The organism is Streptococcus oralis subsp. oralis (assembly GCF_002096595.1).
Classification (GTDB): Bacteria; Bacillota; Bacilli; order Lactobacillales; family Streptococcaceae; genus Streptococcus; species Streptococcus oralis_D.
This window is the reverse complement of sequence record NZ_NCUR01000009.1, coordinates 390,585-411,651: the sequence shown is the minus strand read 5'-3', so window position 1 is coordinate 411,651 and position 21,067 is coordinate 390,585. Positions and strand designations below refer to the sequence as shown.

Here is a 21,067-nt window from a genome sequence, read left to right as displayed (position 1 = left end):
CACGCCGCCAGCGTTCGTCCTGAGCCAGGATCAAACTCTCATTAAAAGTTTGAGTTCTCACTCATTTCTGTCACTGACAGATTTATTGTTTTTTCATTGTTCAGTACTATAACTTCAGTTATAGTGCCCTGCACATTGGTTCGTCTTGTTCAGTTTTCAAAGGTCTTTGTCTCTCAATCTCTCTCAAGCGACAACTATATTAGTATATCACAGCTACCTGCCTCTGTCAACAGATTTTTTAAACTTTTTTCAAGTTTTTTTAGCCGCAATACACCATAGTCCGTACGGGATTCGAACCCGTGTTACCGCCGTGAAAAGGCGGTGTCTTAACCCCTTGACCAACGGACCTTGAGCTTTTCAACTCTTTCTATTATACCTACTTTTTTACCTTTGTCAAGGACTTTTTTCAGTGAAGTTAATTTTTTCTTTTCTTCACTAATTTAACCACTGCTTCTGTCCGTGCAGTGTGGGGAAACATATCGACCGACTGGATATACTGGAGGTCATAGACTTTTACTAGTTTAACCAAATCTCGCGCTAAGGTCGAAACATTGCAGGATACATAGACCATTTTGTCTGGAACATAGGTCAGAATGGTTTCCAACAGCTTATCATCTAAGCCTGTACGAGGAGGGTCAACTATCAAGGCATCCGCTCGGTAGCCATCACATTAGAACATAAAAGAGAGGTTGAACCTCTCTAAATTTATTTTTCTTCACTCATTTTTGATTTTACTTCATCATAAGATAGTGCATGGGATTCCTCTTCTACTGTCTCAGGCATTTTCCCTGTTTCGTAAAGAGATTTAATCTGTGTACTATCTAATGTTTCGTATTTCAACAATGCTTCTGCAATCAACTTATGAGTTTCACGATTTGATTGGATGATTTCAGCTGCTTTGTTTCGTGCCTCATTTAATAATGAACGAACTTCCTCGTCAATCTCATAGGCTGTTTGTTCTGAAATTGATTTTTGAGGACTTTGTGCACCAAACATAGCATGATTACCTTCGTATTGAACTGGGCCAAGTTTTTCACTCATACCGTATTCAGTGACCATTGCACGCGCCATCTGTGTAGCTTGTTCAAAGTCATTTGAAGCTCCTGTCGTTTGGACATTAAAGATAATCTCTTCAGCTACACGACCACCCATCAAACCTGCTAATTGTTCTTTCATGTCTTCCTTAGATAGAAGCATTTGATCCTCTTTCGGAAGCGCAATCATGTAACCACCTGCACGTCCACGTGGTACAATGGTAACTTTATGAACAACACGGGCATTTGACAAGACTAAACCAACAATAGTATGTCCAGCCTCATGATAAGCAACCAATTCCCGTTCTCTTTGTGATACTGTTTTATCCTTCTTAGATGGTCCAGCAATCACTCTGTCTTCTGCCTCATCAATATCTGAAGCATCAATGACTGACTTGTTGCGACGGGCTGCAACCAAGGCTGCCTCATTTAGAACATTTTCCAAGTCAGCTCCCACAAAACCTGGAGTTTGTTGGGCAACTAGTTTCAAATCCACATCGTCTGCCAGAGGTTTATTTTTAGCGTGAACTTTCAAGATTGCTTCACGACCTTTAACATCAGGGCGACCAACTAAGACTTTTCTATCAAAACGTCCTGGACGGAGAAGAGCTGGATCTAGAACATCTGAACGGTTCGTCGCAGCGATAACAATAATTCCTTCATTTCCCTCAAAACCATCCATCTCAATCAAGAGTTGGTTCAAGGTTTGTTCACGTTCATCATTACCTCCACCAAGACCGACACCACGTTGGCGACCAACGGCATCAATTTCATCGATAAAGATGATGGCTGGCGCTGCTTTTTTTGCATCCTCAAAAAGTGAACGAACTCGGCTAGCCCCAACTCCGACAAACATTTCTACAAAGTCCGATCCTGAGATGCTAAAGAATGGAACTCCTGCTTCTCCAGCAACCGCCTTAGCAAGTAAGGTCTTACCTGTTCCCGGAGGTCCCTCTAAAAGAACACCCGCAGGAATACGCGCACCAAGTTTGGTAAATCGTTTTGGATCTTTTAGGAATTCAACAACTTCAACTAATTCTTGTTTTTCTTCCTCGGCACCTGCAACATCTGAAAATCGTACCTTGATATCTTCTTTGTTAGCAGCTTTGGCCTTGCTACGTCCAAAACTCATTGGATTTCGGCCACTATTTCCTCCCATATTTCCCATCATAGAGAATAAGAAGAAGAAAAGAATAGCAAATGGCACAACAGAGACAAGGATATTGATCCACATACCGCTTGAACTCTCATGTTTGACTGTTACTTCTGCCTGATGTTCAGAAGCAAGTTTTTGCAATTCTGAAACTGTTGAATCAGACGGAAGAATAGTACTTGAGAATCTTTCTACTGTTGTAGCTGTAGGAGTGAAAAATTGAATTCCCGTTTCTTCTTTACTAGTCTTAGGATTTTTATAAACACCAGACACTTCAATGATGCTACCATTTGGCTGATAGGTTAATTCTTTTACATTGTCTGCAGTAATTTCTTTTACCAGTTCTGTATAGTTAATTTTTTCGCTTCGTCCAGCAGTATTTCCAGAGTAAAAATACTGGAATCCTGTCACTAGGAAGAAGATAATTAACAAGTATAGAAATGGATTTCTAACTAAACCATTATTTTGTTTTTTCATTAAAGATAAATCTTTCTAATTTGAATAAACTTCTTCTTTCAATACTCCGACATAAGGAAGGTTACGATAATTTTCTTTATAGTCCAAACCATAACCTACTACAAACTCATTTGGAATAGTAAAACAAGTATAATCCGCTTCAATTTCAACAACACGTCCCTCTGGTTTGTCCAACAAAGTCGCGATTTTAACAGAAGCTGCTTCTCTTGCAATAAACATATCTCTCAAATTCTTCAAAGTTTGACCTGTATCGATGATATCCTCTACAAATAAAACATGTCTTCCTTTGATATCTTGAGTCACGTCTTGCTTGATATTGATGACACCACTACTTGCTGTTCCACCATGGTAACTAGATACCATCATGAAGTCCATCTCGATATGCGTATCAATATGTTTGACCAATTCAGCCATAAAAGGAATCGATCCTTTCAAAATTCCAATAAGAATTGGATTTTTCCCCTCATATTCTTTTGTTAGTTGCGCACCTAGCTTTTTAGCTGCTTCTGTAATTTCATCATGTGAAACGAGGATTTTTTTAATATCGTGTTCTAACATCTTTTTACCTATCTATTTTTTCTATATAAATCACAGTGTTCATTATATCATTTTTCGTGTTTTTACTCAAATCACTGGTCGCAATTCCTAAAATTGAGACAATTTCTCCAAATTGCTCAATAATAGGGGTTGTTTTTCGTTTTTCAATAGGGATTTTCAAATCTATAAATAAGCGTCTCAGTTTCTTTCGATGACCATTTAGGGTAATAACGTCGCCAGGTTTTCGACATCTAATATGTACAGATGTTTCCCGTGAAACCGTTACTTTTTGAACAAAATCCCCTTCAATAGGGATGCCAAAGGAAAATAAATAGCCCTTATATCGAACTTGATTTTGATAGTGTAACACAAGTTCATCTTCCTTTTCATCGGCCTGAGGACTGATTTTACAAACTCGAAAATTCTGATACTCTTTTATCAATTCGTAGCCATTTTTAAGAGAATGACGATACTGGCTTTTCGTTGTTAAAATCTGTCGAACTTCATCAAACTGAGCCTTCGTCAGATTTAAGTCTGGAAATTGATTAAGATAGTTTTGGAGCAAGATTCCTTGAGTTTGTTGAGAGTATGAAAATAGCTCATTCAAATCTTCCACATCAATTTGTTTCGATAGCTCCGTTATTGTTGCTTGGTAATCTGAAATTTCCCTTCCTAAATCTAAAAGGGCGGATTTAAGACGAGGATTTTCTTTTTCAAGCTCTGGTAAATACCTATTTCGAATGCGATTGCGAAAATAGGTATTTTCCTGATTTGTTTGATCTTCAAAATGAACAATTGGTGGAAAATCCTTTTTATGAAAATGCAACAAGGGACGAATGATTTCAATTCCATCAACTACTTGACTTTCTTTTATTCCTGTTAAATAACGGAGCCGACTTCCTCGAATCAAGCGCATCAAAATCGTTTCAACTTGATCATCTGCATGGTGGGCAGTAACCAAGGCAGTCGCTCCAATCTCTTTCATGATTTTCCTAAAAAAATCATAACGAAACTCTCGAGCACGCGCTTCTGAAAAGTCTCCTAAGAAGCTTGTGATATAAATAGGAAGTTCAGCTGCATCAGCTAACTTCCTTAGTTCATTTTCCTCCCAGTCAGATTCCCTTCTCTGCTTGTGATTGACATGTGCTAAAATCAACTCAATTTCTAACTCATTTTGATAAGTAGACAATAGCTGGAATAAAAACATTGAGTCCAGTCCGCCAGACAAAGCTAATACGACTTTAGAATGTTTTTTGAAATACTCTTTTCGGAGAAAATGATTTAAAAAATCCTGGTCCCTCATTTTAGAACCTCATAGACATCCTTAGCTATCTTAGCAATAGTATCATAATCAGAATTTTTGGTGAAAATGGAAAGAACGAAAGGAGAATCCGTATAAACAATGGCAGTGTCATGTTTAAACTCATCGGCATCTCCAATTTTATGAGCTACCTTAACCGAAACACCTTTTGCGATTCTTTGGTTGTCAAAATCAGTCTTACTTAGAGACTCTAGGACAAAACCATTCTGATTATAAATAGCTTCCATGACTTTTCCAGCCATTTTTGAAGAAGTCAGTTTATCATTCACATCCCAATCTTCGCCCATAATGGTGGACATTTTTTCTTTAAAAGCCCCGTCAGATTGATTGGTCACGTAATAACCTAAAATATTATGAGCAACATTATCAGACTCTTTTGTTACCTTGGTAATTAACTGTTGAAGACTGTATTCTTTGTTATCTTCTTTTTTAGGTAAGCTACCACTACCTTCTGGTTTATAGGACCCAGGGAAACTATTTACTTCCGGGATATACTTGAAGCTACTGTCTAGCGTATATTCCCCTTGATTTATCTTATCTTGAGCGTAATAAAGGTAGGCTAGTTTCAAGATGCTAGCTGCATAGAGTTTGCTGTCTTCATTCACCCCAGCCTCTTTACCTGTACTCAATTGTTTAACATAAATGGAATAATTTTCATTCTGATAGTTGTTTGATAAAACTTCTTGAACCTTCTGGATGCGATTGTCTTCTTCTGAGGTGAACTCTTTTGATACCCACCCAACTTGATCGATATGAAGAAATTCTTGTCCCTCAGCAAAGAGAGCTCTATCCACCGTTACGCGTTGATAGGGAGAGAGGGATGAAGAAATTTCTTTCGCATCATAGGGACTGTTATAGATAACAAACCCTGGCTCCAACCATACTTGTCTATTTTGAGTTTGAACTTGACTTTGATCATAGACCAAGCGCTTATCTGCAAGGATAAACTGGTGATTATCTAATTTAAAAACAGGAACACCTTGTCTATTCAAACGCCATTCTACTATTTTAAAGGTGGTTCCAGGAGTCAATTTACCAGACTCCTTGACAAGATCCTCATTAGCATAGACGGCTGTTTCTCCATATACCATTGGGGATTCCAGAGTTTCTTTATAGTAGAATCCATAATCAGACTCAGTTAGATAATAAATTTCTTGCGAAGAGTAAGGAAGCTGTTTTTCTGTGCTAACTACTCTTGAGGTTATGATAAAAGCAGGTAGCAATAAAACTACTAAGAACTTACGCATTCTTCTCTTCCCTTTCTTCTTGTAATCGTAATAAATGGTTTTTAGCTGCCAATTCCTCTAATTTTTCATCTGATAAACTTAAAAATTGCTCAACAACTTCCAATAAATTTTCCATGACATTACCTCGGAAGCAAATCAGGAATTGTGTAAATTGCTTCTCGTTTCTTTGAGTAATAGTACTTGGCGCGCGCATATTTTGCTACATAGTCTTCATCTTTTAACTTTGCAGCAAAAGCAGATTCTTTATCCTTTTCGTCACTAAGAGTTTGGTACTGCTCTTTCAACTCTGTCAATTGCTGGCGGCGTTGCAGTAACTGATCATAGCTTTGAGCCAAGTTATAAGTTGGTAAAATAAACAACAAGATCATCAAAATAAGGACCCAACCCATAAAACGATTCCTCTTTTGTCTCTCCTTCATCAGATAACGACGACGTTGATGTTCATTTTGAATAAAAGAATTATTCATCTGTACAATATTTTTAGACATTTTCTTCTACCCGTGTTTCACTGAGAATTTCATACATGCCTGCTGCGTCTTCTTTTTTTGTACTATCTTTCATTTCTAGTACTTTAACAAGCAACAACTTATTTCCAAAGCGAATTTCAACTTGGTCATCAACTTTCAAATCCGTTGAACTTTTGGCCAATATTCCGTTCACCTTGATTCTACCTTTATCTGCTACTTCTTTTGCGACTGTGCGGCGCTTAATAATTCGTGATACTTTTAAATACTTGTCTAATCTCATTTTTATTACCTCAAATTATTATTGTACCATTTTTATCCTTTTTATAGAAGAAAAATGTTAAATGGGATTTGCTTCCTTTGATTCTTTTATCTCTAATAAACTTTCTCCAAAAATCAACAAACCTTCTAAAATTTCATAATCCTTCTTGTTTCGGACATCAAATACAACTTCCATTAATCCCTTATTCTCAGCTATAGCTGCTTTTAAGTTCGTTGCAGATAAGGCTTTAAAATAATCTTGAGCCAAGAATAGTCGTTGAGTGACTTTTTCAAATTGAACTGTAATCTTGTTATCTTTTCTTTCCACACGTTCTACAAAGACCTTGTCCAAATATGACTTAACCAAACCAATCTCTAAAAGGTAGGCTACTACATCTGGGTATTCTCCAAATCGATCCATCAATTCTTCTTGTAGTTCTTCATAGTTGACACGATTGTCAATTTGACGAATTTTCTTGTAAATTTCAATCTTATGTCGTTGGTCAGAAATATAAGTATCAGGAAGATAAGCATCAATTTGTAAAATCAACTCAGCATTTCCTTTGGTTCTTTTATTCCCATTACCGTTCCGTTTAGCAATAGCTTCCTCTAATAACTGTGAATACAATTCAAAACCAACAGAATCAATGAAACCAGACTGCGATTTTCCTAGGAGATTTCCTGCTCCCCGAATCGAAAGATCTCGCATAGCAATCTTAAATCCTGAGCCTAATTCTGTAAATCCCTTAATCGCTTCTAATCTCTTCTCAGAGACTTCACTAATTGATTTTTCTGGACGATACATAAGATAGGCATAAGCAATGCGATTGCTACGACCAACTCTTCCTCTTAATTGATACAAGGTTGACAAGCCCATATGATCTGCATTTTCAATAAATAAGGTATTGGCATTTGGAATGTCTACCCCTGTCTCAATAATAGTAGTCGTCACCAAAATATCATACTGACCTTCAATGAAATCAAGTAGAGTATTTTCCAACTGAATTTCACTCATTTGTCCATGAACATACCCAATCGAAGCCTCTGGAACCAACTCCTGTAATTCTGAAACCTTCTGGTCAATCGTGTCAACTTTATTGTAAAGATAGTAAAGTTGACCTCCACGCTCCATTTCACGCAAGACAGCATCACGAATGACACTATCATTCTTCTCTAATACATAGGTTTGAACAGGATAGCGATTGGTTGGAGGAGTTTCAATAACAGACAAATCTCGAATTCCCAGCATAGACATGTGGAGAGTACGAGGGATTGGCGTTGCTGTCAAGGTTAGAACATCTACTTGTTTTTTTAGTTCTTTCAAAGTTTCCTTATGCTTAACCCCGAATCGCTGCTCTTCATCAATAATCATCAAGCCCAAATCAGAAAACACCACATCTTTTGACAAAACACGATGCGTTCCAATCAAAATATCAACTTGACCATTCTTTAATTTTTCAAGTGTTTCTGCCTGCTCTTTTTTACTTCTAAAGCGACTCAACACATCAATATTAACAGCAAAATTTTGGAATCGTTCCTTAAAATTCGTATAGTGCTGTTGCGCTAAAACCGTCGTTGGAACTAGAACGACCACCTGTTTGTGATCATTGACTGCCTTAAAAGCAGCACGCATTGCTACTTCAGTCTTCCCAAAACCAACATCTCCAACCAAAAGTCGATCCATGGGGTGAGAATCCTGCATATCTCTCTTGATTTCCTCAATACTGCGAAGTTGATCATCTGTTTCAACATAAGGGAAAGCATCATCAAAAGCATGTTGCTCATCATCATCAGCTGAGAAAGCAAACCCCTTCAACTGACTACGCTCAGAATAAAGCTTGATTAAATCGTCAGCTATATCCTCTACTTGGTTCTTAACTTTTTGCTTGGCCTTTTTGAAATGACCATCATTTAATTTATTAAGTTTTGGCGCTTTCCCATCACTTGAAACATATTTAGACAGTAACTGAATCTGCTCTACTGGGATGGAGATTTGGTCACCATTTTGATACTGTACACTGACATAATCACGGTGAATACCTTGGATTTCAATTGTTTCGATTCCTAAATATTGACCAATTCCATGGATATGGTGAACAACGTAGTCCCCTTTTTCAAGTTCATTATAATCTTTTAATCGCTCTGCATTTGAAGCATGTTGTCTTCTAAACCGACGTTTTAATTTCTTTTGAAAAATCTCATGTTCAGTAATCAAGAGAATTTTTTCATCTACAAAATGAAAACCATGTCTTAGATTACCCTCAATCAAGTTTACAGATTCTTTACAGATACTTGACTTATCTCTGGAATCCAATTTGATCTGATATTCCTCTAAAACATCCTCCAACGTCTTACTTCCCATTGAATTGCTAGACTGCAAAATAATAGTGTAGTCCATTTTTTTGTATCGCTCAATTTCTTCTTTTAAAAATGAAAATTGATTAAAAAACTCTTGCATGGGGTATTGATTAAATTGATAAATGTGATCAAACTTAAGATTTCCTAAGCCCTTTTGCAGATTGGAGAAAAAGGTAACTGGACTTTGTTTTTTATAGGTTTGCTCTGTATCTGCAAAATACTGCATCCCAGAAAATGATTTACCATTCTGTAAATCTTCTGTAAAGTATTGTGCTAATTCTCTTTCAAAGGCTTCATACTGATTCATCAATTTTTGATAGTCATCAAAGAATACTGGTGTATCTTTTTCAATATAATCAAATACAGTCCATGTTTTATCATAACATAAGGACAAAAACTTTCGACTATCTGAATGTACTTGTTTTTGATGAAAACTTGACAAAATCTCTTCCAAATATGATTTTAAAATTGGTGATAAGGTCTTGGAAATTTGCTTTTCTAAAGCAGACCGACCTCGTAGATAGTCCTTTTCCCTCAAGAGCATATCATTTGCTGGAAAGATGGTAAGTTCTGTTTGATTTTCTTTTGATAATTGTGTTTCTACTTCGAAAGTCCGAATTCCATCTACTTCATCACCAAAAAACTCGATTCGAAAAGGTTCTAACTGAGACATCTCAAAAATATCTAAAATATCTCCTCGAATACTAAACTCACCTTGAGTTTGTACTTGCGTAACTTTGCGATAGCCTATTTCCTTTAATTTGTGGAGAAGGTCATGTTGATCATATTCTTCACCGACTGCAATTTTTATAATACTTTCTTTAAATCTAGCCGGAGAAGGTAGAATCAATCGACTCGCTGCGATATTACAAACTAAAATCCCTTTCTTAGATGAATCAGTTAAAAAACGCAAGGCTTCAACTCGCGAAATGATTTTTTCTTGTGAAGACATCAAAAACTCTACCATAGGAGAGTCATCGACCAAAAAAGGATAGACAAGTTCCTCTCCTAAGATAGAAAGAAGATCACTGATAATTCTTTCTGCTTCTCCATAAGTCGATGTCAATAATACAATCTTATTTTCTTTTTTTAGACTACTCGCAATTGCAAGAGCCTTGGTAGAAGTTGACAGACCTAGTATTAGTTGTCTTTTCTTATCTGTCAGATTTTGATGCCATTTTTTTATCTGGTCATTTTCTGAGAATAAATCTAATAAAGTCACCATTTAACCATTATACCTCTGCATTGTTTTCTCAAAGTTTTTATCTTGTAAATAGTAGTTTACAGCATTGTCAACCTTGTCAATTGACTGTAAAATACCTACATAGTCATCCTGATCAAACTTACTTAAAACATGGTGAACCACTGACATACCTTTTTTAGGTCTTCCTATACCTATTTTAACACGGTTAAAGACCTGAGTACCTATATGTTGAATAATAGATTTGATCCCATTATGACCACCTGCTGAGCCCTTTGCTCTTAAACGAATTTTTCCAACTTCCATGTCAAGGTCGTCGTAAATAACGAGTAAATCTTCAATATCCAAACCATAGTAAGTCAATAAAGCATGAACCGCTTTTCCGCTTTCATTCATAAAGGTCGTTGGTTTGACAAGATAAATTTTTTCACCATTAAGAAAAAAAGATGCTAGGTCAGCTTGAAATATCTTATCATGTGTAAAAGTGACATTTTGTTTTTTAGCTAATTGGTCAATCAACATAAAGCCAACATTGTGCTTGGTTTCAAAATATTTATCCCCTGGATTTCCTAATCCTACAAGTAATTTGGTCATTTATTTTCCTTTCAAAAGCCAAAAGGGTTGGAATTTTTTTCCAACCTAATTGATACTATTTATTAAATGTTATTAAACATTAAAGCGGAATTCCATGATATCCCCATCTTGAACGATATATTCTTTTCCTTCTTCACGCAAGCGCCCAGCTTCTTTTACAGCCTTTTCAGATCCGTATTTCACTAGATCCTCATATGACATGGTTACTGCACGAATAAAACCTTTTTCAAAGTCTGAGTGAATAATACCAGCTGCTTGAGGAGCTTTCATACCACGCTTAAAGGTCCAAGCACGGACTTCTTTTTCACCAGCTGTAAAGTAAGTTCCAAGTCCAAGCAAGTGGTAAGCAGCTCGAGTCAATTTATCAACACCTGATTCTGTCAAGCCAAGTGCTTCAAGAAACTCTTGCTTATCCTCATCGTCTAACTCAGAAATTTCTTCCTCAGCACGCGCGGAAATAACAACTACCTCTGCATTTTCTGTCGCTGCAAATTCACGAATTTGCTTCACATAATCGATAGAATCTGGATCTGAAACTACATCCTCATCCACATTGGCAACATAAAGAACTGGTTTAGTGGTTAAAAGGAAGAGACCTTTGACAACCTTTTGTTCCTCATCTGTAAATTCAATAGTTCGAGCTGATTTTCCATCTTCAAGAACAGGCTTAATCTTTTGAAGGACGTTAAACTCTGCTACTGATTCTTTATCTTTTTGCGTACGTGCCATCTTTTCTACACGCGCGTAGCGTTTATTGACTGATTCTAAGTCAGCAAGAATCAACTCCAGGTTAATGGTATCAATATCTGCAAGTGGATCCACAAAGGCGTCTTCACGTCCTTGCTCACGCATCACATTTTCATCATCAAAAGCACGAACTACGTGAACAATCGCATCTACTTCACGAATATTGGCCAAAAATTTATTTCCTAGACCTTCTCCTTTTGATGCTCCTTTTACAATCCCTGCAATATCTGTAAATTCAAAGGTTGTTGGAACTGTCTTTTTAGGTGTGATCATTTCCGTTAGTTTTTGTAGGCGTTCATCTGGAACTTCTACCATCCCAACATTTGGATCAATAGTCGCAAATGGGTAGTTTGCCGCCTCTGCTCCTGCTTTTGTAATTGCATTAAAAAGGGTTGATTTACCAACGTTTGGCAAACCAACGATACCTGCTGTTAAAGCCATAGTTTCTCATTCTCCGTTCTCATTTCAATCCCTAACATTATAACACAAAAAGGGAAAACTTGCTAACCCTCTAACTAAGGGTTCTTAGTCAATAATCTTATTCATTTTTCGTTCAAAATCATAGCGACTCATCATAACAAGGTGGTCACAATTGCTACATTTGATTTTGATATCTGCCCCTACACGTGTGATTTCCCAACAATTGGCTTTTTTTCCTGTTGACTTAATTATACAAGCATGAGGTTTTTTCATTTCAACAAAATTTCCAACTTGATACATACTACTCTCCTTTTCTTTTTTGATTATATCATAAAAGAGGCGAGCCAGGCTCAGCCTCTTTCTCTTAGTTTGTACGAACTGGTGTGATGAGCTGCATGAAGTCTTCGTCAGTATCTGCTGGCAAAAGAGTAAATGGACGAACAGCTGAGATAAAACTAATAGTTACCTTTTCGCTATTTAAAGCCTTGAGGGAATCAATCAAGTAAGTTGGGTTGAAACTAATAGTTAAATCATCACCAGTCACCTGCTCCGTATCGATTTCTTCGTTTACTTTACCAACTTCTGGAGAGTGAACATGGGCACTAACAACTCCACCTTTAATTTCAAGCTTCACAGTACCATTTTGAGTCGCACTTGATAAGAGACGTGCACGCTCCATAGATTGACGCAAATTAACCACATCAAAAGTAATTGTAGTGTTAAAGTCTGTTGGAATCAAGCGATCTGTATCAGGATAATTACCTTCTAGGAGACGAGTATAGAAACTAATATTTTCGCTTCTAAAGAGGATTTGATTATTGGCAAAGAAAATCTCCACTGTTTCAATATCATCCGTAAATACAGCTGAAAATTCACGTAGAGAGCGACTAGGAATTACTACATCGAAATCATCACCATTTTTTTCAAGAGTCAATTTCTTCTGGCTAAGGCGGTGTGAGTCTGTCGCAACTGTTTTTAGTTCCTTGTGTTGGCTCAAAACAAAATGGACACCAGTCAAAATTGGACGACTTTCTTGCGTACTTGCAGCAAAAGCTGTTTCATTGATAATTTTCTTAAGTAGTTTGGTTTCAAGAACCAAAGGTGTGCTTGCTGAAATTTCTTGGATTCGTGGGTATTGTTCGCTATCTTTTCCTTTTAGGGTAATTTCTGATTTGCCACTGGTTAAGACAATTTGTTTTTGATCAATCTCTTTGAAATCTAGGGTTACATCTGGAAGACTGGATACAACATTGATAAAGAAAGAAGCTTCTAGAAGAATCGAACCCAAAGAAGTTATCAAGAGACCAGCATCTTCATTCTTTTGAGAAATGAAATTTTCAATAGAAATTTGACCGTTTGATCCAATTAAAGTAATTCCTTCATTGGTAACGTCAATTTTGATTGTTGATAAAATTGGAATAGCATTTTTAGAGCTTATTGCTCGTTTTGTAGTATTTAAGGCCTGTAGAAATAAATTTTTATTGATTGAAAAATGAATCATGGATTCTCCTTTATTTATTTTTAGTATTAGAAAGTTAATAGTAATAATAGAGTCTGTGAATTCTGTGGAAAACTGGGTGCTATTTAGTAAACTTAAGCTTATAAGCTTGTTTAAAAAATGTGGATAAAAAAGATAAGAAAGGAAAAGTTATCCACAACCTACTTAATTTTCTTTTTGATTGCTTCTATTTCTAAACGTAAATTATCGTCTTCGTCAATCAATGATTTAATTTTAGCATGGGCATGAATAACGGTGGTGTGATCCTTTCCGCCAAATTCTTTTCCGATTTTTGGAAGACTATTATCTGTCAGTTCTCTAGCTAGGTACATGGCAACTTGACGTGCTAAAACGATGTTTTGAACTCGTCTCGTACCCTTCATTTCTTTGACACTCACTCCATAAAAATTACCAACTTCAGTTTGAATTTTCTCAATTGGAATAACAAGTATCTGGCGGGCGTCTTGCTTACGTGCTCTAATAGCTTCTGCAGCAATATCAATAGTGATATCCTTAATTTTCTTTACTCTGGCAATTAAAGTGATATCGTTGATTGCCCCTTCCAATTCTCGAACATTTGAATCAAATTGGCCAGCCAAGTATTCCAGAGTATCACTTTGGAAATGGTAATCCAAGTGCTCTGTTTTACTTTGAAGAATGGCTATACGTGTCTCAAAGTCAGGAGGAGTGATATTTTGCGTCAATCCCCAGCTAAAGCGCGTGACAAGTCTCTCTTCAAGTCCTTCTAGGTGTTTAGGACTTCGATCACTGGTTAGAACAATCTGTTTCTGTTTATCATGAAGAGCGTTGAAGGTATTGAAAAATTCTTCTTGGGTCGCGACTTTTTTGCCACTGAGAGATTGGATATCATCGATCAATAAGAGATCAAGACTACGGTAAGTCTTTTTGAACTTTTCCATTTCCCCAAGTCTTAAGTGTTCAAGAAAGTCGTTGATAAAGCTTTCGGCAGGAATGTATTTGACACGCGCATCAGGAATATTTTTCAAAATCTCATTTCCAATCGCATTGAGCAAATGAGTCTTTCCAAGACCAGGTCCTCCATAGATGAAAAGAGGATTATAGGTCAGAGCTAAATCTTCAGATACAGCTAGTGCAGCTGACACCGCCCAAACATTCCCATCACCTTGAATAAAGTTATCAAAGGTATATTTTTCTTTTAACCCTGTTTCGGAATAGGGAATCGTTGGTAGTGCAGGTGTGTAATCGTAAGTAGAGACACTATTCGTATCATTTACTTGAGGAGATTCTGTACTCTGAGGTTTAGTGAAAATATAGTGAGGTTTGATTTCAGAATCATAAATTTCAAAACCAGCAGCAATAATAATATCTTTTAATTGCTTTTCCCACACCATTTCCATCTCTGATCTCGGTAGAAATATAGTAGCTGTGTTTTCTTCTACTTTGATGAGTTCAGCAGGTGTAGCATAGAAATCATACATAGATCGTGTCAATCTTTCTTGAGCAAATTCTAAAATACGATTCCAAAATTGCTTTTCTTTCAACTAGTTTTCCTCCTTTACTATGATTTTAGTAGTTTAGTGCTAGACTTATTTTACCATAGATAGTAGGATTTTTCCACAGATTGGGGAAAAGAATCCACAATGTTAGCAGTATTTATCCACAGGTTGGGGATAAATAGAAAAATCCTTGATTTAGTGGGCTTTTTGATAAAAAAATTGGTGGATAAATTTGTGGGTTGAGAAAATAAAAGAACAGCCTTATTTCAGGCTGTTAATAATTCTATCGTATTCTTCTTGACTTGAAAAGGAGATAATAATCTTTCCAGTATCTTTTTTTGAAAGTTTAATTTCTACACTTAAACCGAGTAGTTTTTTTAATTTATTTTCTTCATCTTTGATGAAAGAATCACTTTTTTTTTGCTTCTTGTGTTTTTTATCTGTAAGAAGTGCTTCTAATTTTCTCACAGAGATGTCTTCATTTTTGATTAGTTGAAAAAAATAATCTTGTTGCTCTTTGTCCAAACCAACTAGTGAACGTGCATGAGCTTGAGAAATTTTTCCATTTTCTACTTCATCTAAAATATATTCTGGTAGGGAAAGCAAACGAATAAAATTAGTGATATAAGGACGAGATTTCCCCATTTTATCCGCTATCTCAGTGTGAGTAAATCCTTTTTCTACTAAAGATTCGTAGGCGCGTGCTTCTTCAACAGGATTTAAATTTTCTCTCTGCAAATTCTCAATGATTGACTGAATCATCATTTCCTGATCTGAGAGGTGCTTTACAACGGCTGGAATAGAGGTCATACCAGCCAAGAGAGAAGCCCGATATCGTCTCTCTCCTGCAAGGATTTCATAACCAAGTACAGGAGATTGACGAACGATGATTGGTTGGATGAGCCCATTTTCTTTGATTGACTGAGCTAATTCCTTTAGTTTATCTGCATCAAATTCTTTTCGAGGTTGGTAAGGATTCTTTTGTATTTCAGAGATAGAAATCATTTCAAATTTTTCCATGATTCTACACTAACATATCTTTTACTTTCTGTAAAGTTTTCTTTACACTGATGTCAATTAAGACTCTAAATCAGCAGAATTCTTATCTAGTTTAATTGAGGTTGTTTCCTCCTTACCGTTACGGTAGTAGGTTACTTTGATAGTATCTCCGATAGCATGATTATAAAGAGCGTGTTGTAGGTCTGTTGATGAGGCAATCTCTTTGTCGTCAACTTTGGTAATGACATCGTATTTTTGAAGATGTCCATTTGCTGGCATATTGTTTTGAACAGATCGAACAACTACACCTGAAGTGAGGCCACTTGGAATGTTAAGTTTTCTAAGATCACTAGCTCCAACATTTGACAGATTGACCATTTGAATTCCAAGAGCTGGACGAGTCACTTTACCATCACTTTCAAGCTGTTTAATGATATTTTGTGCATCGTTTGAAGGAATTGCAAAACCAAGACCTTCTACAGATGTTCCACCATTACTTGCAATTTTACTTGATGTAATACCAATTACTTGACCTTGAATGTTTACAAGTGGACCACCAGAATTACCTGGGTTAATAGCAGTGTCTGTTTGAATAGCTTTTGTAGAAATAGCTTGACCATCTTCAGATTTTAGAGAAACATTTCGATTAAGACTTGAAATAATCCCCTGTGTAACTGTATTAGCATATTCTGAACCTAGAGGACTACCGATAGCAATCGCTGTTTCTCCAACACTAAGTTGACTTGAATCCCCAAATTCTGCTACTGTTGTAACTTTTTCTGAAGAAATTTTAACGACAGCAATATCAGAGAAAGTATCAGATCCGACAATTTCACCAGGAACCTTGGTACCATCTGCTAAGCGGATATCAACTTTTGAAGCTCCATTGATAACGTGAGTATTAGTTACAAGATAGGCATCTTTATCATCTTTTTTATAGATAACACCTGATCCCTCACTCGCGATTTGTTGATTGTCTGAATCAGAATTAGTTTCATCACCATTAAATACACTACTTTGTCTACTGCTGGAAGAAGAATAAGTAATGATTGAGACAACAGCATCCTTAACTTTATTTACTGCTTGAGTGGTTGAATTTTCATTCTTATAGGATGTTTGAGTGACAGTGCCAGAATTATTATTTGTAGCTTGATTTCCTTGTTTTTGATAAAGTTGTAATGTTACGAAACTTCCTAAGGCACCACTTAAAAATCCTATTAGAATGATTGCAAGAACTTTAACTCCTTTTTTGTAAAATTTTTGTAAGTGTTTCATAAACGCCTCCGTTTGTTATTTATTTACACAGATTATAAACTTATTAACTTAATCCAAACTTAAAAGCTTAAAGTTTTACACAAGTTGTGGATAACTCGCTTTATTCTGTGAATTTGCTAGAAATTTAGGATGATTTTTATGTGTATAAGATGTGAAATGAAGTGTGGATATGATAGAATAGAAGAATGAAAATAAAAATTGTAACAGTGGGAAAATTAAAAGAAAAATACCTTAAAGATGGTATTGCTGAATATACCAAACGAATTTCACGTTTCGCCAAATTAGAAATGATTGAGCTCACTGATGAGAAGACACCTGACAAAGCCAGTGAATTAGAAAATCAAAAAATCTTGGAAACAGAAGGTGAAAGAATTCTTTCTAAGGTTGGAGAAAGGGACTTTGTCGTTGTACTAGCCATTGAAGGAAAAACACTCTCCTCAGAGGAATTTAGTAAGCAACTAGAGCAAGCTTCTATCAAAGGATACTCAACGCTTACTTTTATCATTGGAGGAAGTTTGGGTCTAGCTCCTGTTGTAAAAAATAGGGCCAATCTTTCTGTCAGTTTTGGACGTCTGACATTACCACATCAGTTAATGAGATTGGTTTTAGTTGAACAAATTTACCGTGCTTTTACAATTCAGCAGGGTTCTCCTTACCACAAATAGAAGATTGACTTAGCTCTTGTTTTTTGATAGAATGGTCATGTTAGGTCTCATAGCTCAGCTGGATAGAGCATTCGCCTTCTAAGCGAACGGTCGCAGGTTCGAATCCTGCTGGGATCAATTTTAGATGCGAAGCTGGGATAAATCCCAGCTTTTTTCTTAAAAAAGTGCGTTTCAGGTGCAAAAATGTACAGTTGGGAAGAATTTTTTCTTACATGGTCTTCATTTTGTATAATAGGTGTGTAAGTTAACTTACAAGAAAAAATAATACAGGAGATTTCATTATGAAAAATACAGTAAAGTTGGAACAATTTAAAGAAGTAACAGAGGCAGAATTGCAGGAGATTCGAGGTGGAGATTGGAGAATTTCAGAAACAATTCGTAATCTTATTTTTCCAAGAAGAAAGTAATGAAATAAAGGTAGAGAGTAATGGATTTATTTGGATTAGGGATAGCTATTTTTTATTTTCTCATCATTAGCAAAAGTTATGAATGGATTTGTAAAATAAATAGAAAAGAACAAATTGTTTTTTTCTGTTACACATGTATCTCAGTTTTTATACTTGAAGAAATTATTACACTAGTATTTTCTAATAGTTTTGCTTTGTCTAAATTTTTATTTCCTTTGGTTGTGTACCTTTATTTAAGAAAGTTAAAGAAGTCTGAAAAATACAAAGCTATTTTTATTAGTTTACTACTGTCTTTATTATATCACAGTACTCATACTTTTATATCCGTAACCTTATCTTCTATAACAGGAGATGAAGTAGTATTACACTATAAAAGTACATTTCTTTTAGTAGTATTGTTGATGACTTATTTTTCTATTCTAATAATAATTCGTTATTTTCATCTGGATATTAAATATTTTGATAAAGATTATCTGTATCCTTTTTTAAAAAAAGTAATAGTTGCTTTCTTTGGTTTGCATATCTTATTGTTTATTTCAGATATAGTAAGTACAACTCATCATTTAAATAGCTTCGGAAGTATTTTATCAACCATTGTTTTTATTTGCTTGTTATTGATTTTCTTTGCAATGAATTCTCACAAGGTTCAAATTGAAAAAGAGATTGCTCTAAAACAAAAGAAATTTGAACAAAAACATTTACAGACTTATACTGATGAAATTGTGGAGTTGTATAATGAAATTCGAGGTTTTCGTCATGATTATGCAGGGATGCTTGTCAGCATGCAAATGGCGATTGACAGTGGAGATTTACAAGAAATTAACAGGATTTACAATGAAGTCCTAGTAAAAGCAAATCAGAAATTGAGGTCAGAAAAATATACTTACTTTGATTTAAATAATATAGAAGATTCTGCTTTACGAAGTTTAATTGCTCAATCGATTGTCTATGCACGAAAAAATGATGTAGAGTTTACATTGGAAGTAAAGGATATCATTACTAGACTGTCAATAGATTTACTTGATCTTGTTCGTATCATGAGCATTTTATTAAATAATGCTGTTGAAGGTGCTGCAGATAGTTATTTGAAACAAATGGAAGTTGCAGTCATTAAAATGGATTTTGAAACAGTTATAGTTATCCAGAATTCATGCAAAATCACTATGACGCCTTCAGAGGACCTATTTGCCTTAGGTTTCTCTACCAAGGGAAGAAATAGAGGTCTAGGACTTAATAATGTCAAAGAGATTTTAGATAAGTATGACAACATTATTTTAGAAACAGAGATGGAAGACAACACATTTAGACAAATTATTAGATTTAAGAGGGAATTTGAATGAAAGTATTAATTTTAGAAGATGTTATTGAACATCAAGTGAGACTAGAGAGAATATTAAATGAAATCTCGGAAGAATCGAATATTCCTATTTCATATAAGACAACAGGAAAAGTTCGTGAGTTTAAGGAATATATCGAAAATGATGAAGTAAACCAGCTTTATTTCCTAGATATCGATATTCATGGAATCGAGAAAAAAGGCTTTGAAGTGGCTCAGTTTATCCGTCATCACAATCCTTATGCTATTATTGTCTTTATTACTAGCCGATCTGAATTTGCTACCTTAACGTACAAATACCAGGTATCAGCCCTAGATTTTGTTGATAAAGATATCAATGATGAATTGTTCAAAAAACGCATCGAGCAGAGTATTTTTTACACTAAGAGCATGCTGCTTGAAAACGAAGATGTTGTAGACTATTTTGATTACAACTATAAAGGAAATGATTTGAAAATTCCTTACCATGACATTTTGTATATCGAAACCACAGGAGTTTCTCATAAACTTCGGATTATTGGTAAGAATTTTGCAAAAGAATTCTATGGAACTATGACAGATATTCAGGAAAAGGACAAACATACCCAGCGATTTTATTGCTCCCATAAATCTTTCCTTGTCAATGTGGGAAATGTGAGAGAAATTGATCGAAAGAACTTAGAAGTTGTCTTTTATGAAGATCATCGTTGCCCGATTACCCGTTTGAAAGTTCGCAAACTAAAAGATATTCTAGAGAAAAAAACTAAAAAGTGATTGACAATTAGTAAGAAATTGATATAATGGTTATATCTGCTACAGATAGATGGTCCGTTGGTCAAGGGGTTAAGACACCGCCTTTTCACGGCGGTAACACGGGTTCGAATCCCGTACGGACTATTTTATCCGCCATAGCTCAGTTGGTAGTAGCGCATGACTGTTAATCATGATGTCGTAGGTTCGAGTCCTACTGGCGGAGTCAGATAAAAAGAACACCATTGGTGTTCTTTTTTTAGTTTATATCACCTAACATTTTCATAATGAAGTCTGTCATTTCTTGCGGACTTTCTTTTTTTCCGTGAGCAATCCAAGTCTGGCAAACACCAAAAAGGGCATTTGTTAGATAAATACTACTGTATTCTAATTCAATTGGATTGAGTTGTAGTTTCATAAAGCGTTTCTGAAGGTCGGTGCTAAGCATAATGTGAAGCTTATTTCTCAAGAAATTTTGGATTTCTTTTGTTCCATTTTCAGATAAGAGTGCAGCTAATAGTGGTTCAGACTCTAAATATTGAAATACTTCTAAAATAGCATCTCTTTTGTGATGAGCATGTTTTTGGAAAATATACTCAAAGGTATGAAATAACTTACTTTGGTAGAGTTCAATCATATCATACTTATCCTTGTAGTGAGTGTAAAAGCTGGAACGACTAATTCCGGCTTTTTCTGCTAACTTGACAGTAGAAATTTGATCAAAGGGCTGGTCCATCAATAATTGAACCATGGCATTTTCGATAATTCGTTTTGTTTTTAAGCGTTTGTTACTTTCTTTCATAATTCCTCCTAGTATACAAAAATAGACTATATGTCTAAAAAAGTATTTTTTACCTTGTAATTTA

At 35.6% G+C, this 21,067-nt stretch carries 20 protein-coding genes, 4 tRNA genes and 1 pseudogene; 7 read left to right on the top strand and 18 right to left on the bottom strand.

Going from position 1 to position 21,067, the window contains the following annotated elements; genetic code table 11:
* Positions 1–276: 276 nt before the first annotated feature.
* The 17 genes and pseudogenes from B7714_RS04315 to htrA all read right to left on the bottom strand — a co-directional run bounded on the left by B7714_RS04315 (position 277) and on the right by htrA (position 17,064).
* Positions 277–348, bottom strand: a tRNA-Glu gene (locus B7714_RS04315).
* 67 nt (positions 349–415) lie between these two features.
* Positions 416–667 (bottom strand): annotated as a pseudogene (locus B7714_RS04310) (23S rRNA (uracil(1939)-C(5))-methyltransferase RlmD); the annotation flags it as partial.
* Positions 668–705: 38 nt separating this feature from the next.
* Positions 706–2,664 carry an ATP-dependent zinc metalloprotease FtsH gene (gene ftsH / locus B7714_RS04305; RefSeq protein ID WP_042903093.1) on the bottom strand — a complete coding sequence of 653 codons (1,959 nt, stop codon included), beginning with the start codon at positions 2,662–2,664 and terminating at the stop codon, positions 706–708.
* A 15-nt stretch (positions 2,665–2,679) separates the two neighbouring features.
* On the bottom strand, positions 2,680–3,222 hold the full coding sequence (gene hpt, locus B7714_RS04300; RefSeq protein ID WP_000889402.1) for a hypoxanthine phosphoribosyltransferase: 543 nt from the start codon (positions 3,220–3,222) through the stop codon (positions 2,680–2,682).
* A 4-nt stretch (positions 3,223–3,226) separates the two neighbouring features.
* A complete protein-coding gene (gene tilS / locus B7714_RS04295) occupies positions 3,227–4,504 on the bottom strand; it encodes a tRNA lysidine(34) synthetase TilS (protein WP_049477999.1) in 1,278 nt (425 codons plus the stop codon).
* Positions 4,501–5,769, bottom strand: coding sequence for a serine hydrolase (locus B7714_RS04290; RefSeq protein ID WP_084859738.1), 1,269 nt, complete (start codon positions 5,767–5,769; stop codon positions 4,501–4,503). The genes tilS and B7714_RS04290 overlap by 4 nt, the downstream gene beginning before the upstream one ends.
* Positions 5,762–5,884 carry an SP_0009 family protein gene (locus B7714_RS09985; protein WP_000429343.1) on the bottom strand — a complete coding sequence of 41 codons (123 nt, stop codon included), beginning with the start codon at positions 5,882–5,884 and terminating at the stop codon, positions 5,762–5,764. Before B7714_RS09985 ends, B7714_RS04290 begins: the two co-directional genes overlap by 8 nt.
* 4 nt (positions 5,885–5,888) lie before the next feature.
* Positions 5,889–6,257, bottom strand: a complete 369-nt coding sequence (locus tag B7714_RS04285; protein WP_000041922.1) for a septum formation initiator family protein — start codon at positions 6,255–6,257, stop codon at positions 5,889–5,891.
* Positions 6,250–6,516: an RNA-binding S4 domain-containing protein gene (locus tag B7714_RS04280; protein ID WP_001234975.1), complete on the bottom strand. Its 267-nt coding sequence runs from the start codon at positions 6,514–6,516 to the stop codon at positions 6,250–6,252. The genes B7714_RS04285 and B7714_RS04280 overlap by 8 nt, the downstream gene beginning before the upstream one ends.
* A 57-nt stretch (positions 6,517–6,573) precedes the next feature.
* Complete coding sequence (mfd, locus tag B7714_RS04275; protein ID WP_084859737.1) at positions 6,574–10,077, bottom strand: transcription-repair coupling factor; 3,504 nt, start codon at positions 10,075–10,077, stop codon at positions 6,574–6,576.
* Complete coding sequence (gene pth / locus B7714_RS04270; RefSeq protein ID WP_084859736.1) at positions 10,078–10,647, bottom strand: aminoacyl-tRNA hydrolase; 570 nt, start codon at positions 10,645–10,647, stop codon at positions 10,078–10,080.
* A gap of 72 nt (positions 10,648–10,719) precedes the next feature.
* A complete protein-coding gene (gene ychF / locus B7714_RS04265; RefSeq protein ID WP_001218700.1) occupies positions 10,720–11,835 on the bottom strand; it encodes a redox-regulated ATPase YchF in 1,116 nt (371 codons plus the stop codon).
* A gap of 84 nt (positions 11,836–11,919) precedes the next feature.
* A complete protein-coding gene (locus B7714_RS04260) occupies positions 11,920–12,114 on the bottom strand; it encodes a DUF951 domain-containing protein (protein ID WP_084859735.1) in 195 nt (64 codons plus the stop codon).
* Positions 12,115–12,178: 64 nt separating this feature from the next.
* Entirely contained in the window at positions 12,179–13,315 is a 1,137-nt protein-coding gene (gene dnaN, locus B7714_RS04255; RefSeq protein ID WP_084859734.1) for a DNA polymerase III subunit beta, read from the bottom strand.
* Positions 13,316–13,473: 158 nt separating this feature from the next.
* Positions 13,474–14,835, bottom strand: a complete 1,362-nt coding sequence (dnaA, locus tag B7714_RS04250; protein ID WP_000660625.1) for a chromosomal replication initiator protein DnaA — start codon at positions 14,833–14,835, stop codon at positions 13,474–13,476.
* A gap of 216 nt (positions 14,836–15,051) precedes the next feature.
* Entirely contained in the window at positions 15,052–15,810 is a 759-nt protein-coding gene (locus B7714_RS04245) for a ParB/RepB/Spo0J family partition protein (RefSeq protein ID WP_084859733.1), read from the bottom strand.
* Positions 15,811–15,867: 57 nt separating this feature from the next.
* The gene (gene htrA, locus B7714_RS04240; protein WP_084859732.1) at positions 15,868–17,064 is read right to left on the bottom strand and encodes a serine protease HtrA; all 1,197 of its coding nucleotides are present in this window, start codon (positions 17,062–17,064) and stop codon (positions 15,868–15,870) included.
* A gap of 185 nt (positions 17,065–17,249) precedes the next feature.
* Here htrA and rlmH point away from each other — a divergent pair, with 185 nt between their 5' ends.
* The 7 genes from rlmH (at position 17,250) to B7714_RS04205 (ending at position 20,427) form a co-directional block, all read left to right on the top strand.
* Positions 17,250–17,729: a 23S rRNA (pseudouridine(1915)-N(3))-methyltransferase RlmH gene (gene rlmH, locus B7714_RS04235; RefSeq protein WP_000694219.1), complete on the top strand. Its 480-nt coding sequence runs from the start codon at positions 17,250–17,252 to the stop codon at positions 17,727–17,729.
* A gap of 43 nt (positions 17,730–17,772) precedes the next feature.
* Positions 17,773–17,846: transfer RNA gene (locus B7714_RS04230), tRNA-Arg, on the top strand.
* Positions 17,847–18,010: 164 nt separating this feature from the next.
* Positions 18,011–18,136 (top strand): competence-stimulating peptide ComC, encoded by a 126-nt coding sequence (gene comC, locus B7714_RS04225; protein ID WP_000799678.1) that lies wholly within the window; start codon positions 18,011–18,013, stop codon positions 18,134–18,136.
* Between the two features lie 20 nt (positions 18,137–18,156).
* Positions 18,157–19,476: a competence system sensor histidine kinase ComD gene (gene comD / locus B7714_RS04220; RefSeq protein WP_084859731.1), complete on the top strand. Its 1,320-nt coding sequence runs from the start codon at positions 18,157–18,159 to the stop codon at positions 19,474–19,476.
* Positions 19,473–20,225: a competence system response regulator transcription factor ComE gene (gene comE / locus B7714_RS04215; RefSeq protein ID WP_045592607.1), complete on the top strand. Its 753-nt coding sequence runs from the start codon at positions 19,473–19,475 to the stop codon at positions 20,223–20,225. The genes comD and comE overlap by 4 nt, the downstream gene beginning before the upstream one ends.
* A gap of 51 nt (positions 20,226–20,276) precedes the next feature.
* Positions 20,277–20,348 (top strand) — tRNA-Glu (locus tag B7714_RS04210).
* A 5-nt stretch (positions 20,349–20,353) separates the two neighbouring features.
* Positions 20,354–20,427, top strand: a tRNA-Asn gene (locus tag B7714_RS04205).
* 33 nt (positions 20,428–20,460) lie between these two features.
* On the opposite strand, the gene B7714_RS04200 is transcribed toward B7714_RS04205, so the two are convergent.
* Complete coding sequence (locus B7714_RS04200; RefSeq protein ID WP_084859730.1) at positions 20,461–21,003, bottom strand: TetR/AcrR family transcriptional regulator; 543 nt, start codon at positions 21,001–21,003, stop codon at positions 20,461–20,463.
* Positions 21,004–21,067: the final 64 nt, after the last annotated feature.